Below are 1,025 nucleotides of genomic sequence, written 5' to 3' on the forward strand. Positions count from 1 at the left end.
ACGGGGGTGTCCAGGGAGCAGTCGTGGCCGCTGGCGCTCCAGTTGTACTCCTGGACGGCCGGTAGCGCGTGCAGCGGCCGTCCGTCGGCGTCGCGGGCGGTGACGCGCGGGTCTGTTGCGGGCGGAGGGGGTGTGGGAGCGGTGTCGGTGTCCGGGGCCTTGCCCCAGTGTTCGGCCAGTTCGTGCAGTTGCTGTTCCCGTGTGGTGGCATTGCCGTCGCGGTAGCCGAGCTTGCCCAGGAGGTGGTCGAGGTACTCGTTTGCCTGGGTGAGGTCGTCGGGGGTCATAGCTCTGCGCCGGGGGCGGGCGGGTGGCTGTGGCGTGGGGGAGGAGGAGTCCGGTGTCGGGGTGTCGGGGTCGGCGCCGTAGTCGATGAACCGCATTTCGTGGTCGCGGTCCTCGCGCTCCAGGGGGCGCTGGGGGAGGTCGGAGAGGTAGATGCCGTGCCGGGAGGGGATTTCAGGCATCCAGCGGCCCATGAGAGTGCGGGAGGCGAGGAACTCCATGGCAGGCCGGTAGTGAGCGGCATCCAGCAGCCAGCTGTGGATGAGGTGCCACTGCTCGGCCTGCCCCTTCCACTCCCCGTCGGGCCCGCCGACGCTGTCTGCGGCGTGCTCGTACAGGACGACCCACTGCCAGCCCTGGTCGTCCTCGCGCTCCGCGAGCCGGCCCAGATCCGGCAGCCCAGTGTCGTGCTGCAGCCAGTCGACGAGCCGGTCGGAGGTGGGCAGCACGGGCGGCGGGGGATTCCACCGCCCGTCGAGAGGGGCGGGAGGAAAGGTGGCGTGAGCGGTGTCCGCCGCGGCCGTCCCCTCGGGCTCGGTGGTGGCGGCCGGGGACAGCGGGTGCGCGGCAGGGGGCAGTGTGGGGTCGATGTCGATCAGCAGCAGCGCTTCGGCACCCGGATAGCGTGCGGGGTCACCGGCGTCGGCCTGGATCACGTGCCGGTGATTGGCCAGTCGCTCCACCAGCTCGTGCAGTCCCAGCCACTGGTACTTCTTGCCGACGCGTTCAGCCTTGTGCCC

At 71.2% G+C, this 1,025-nt stretch carries 1 pseudogene; it reads right to left on the minus strand.

Going from position 1 to position 1,025, the window contains the following annotated elements:
• Nucleotides 1-1,025 (minus strand): annotated as a pseudogene (locus ACFWI9_RS34825) (hypothetical protein); the annotation flags it as partial.

This window comes from Streptomyces sp. NPDC127084, assembly GCF_042724175.1.
GTDB lineage: Bacteria > Actinomycetota > Actinomycetes > Streptomycetales > Streptomycetaceae > Streptomyces.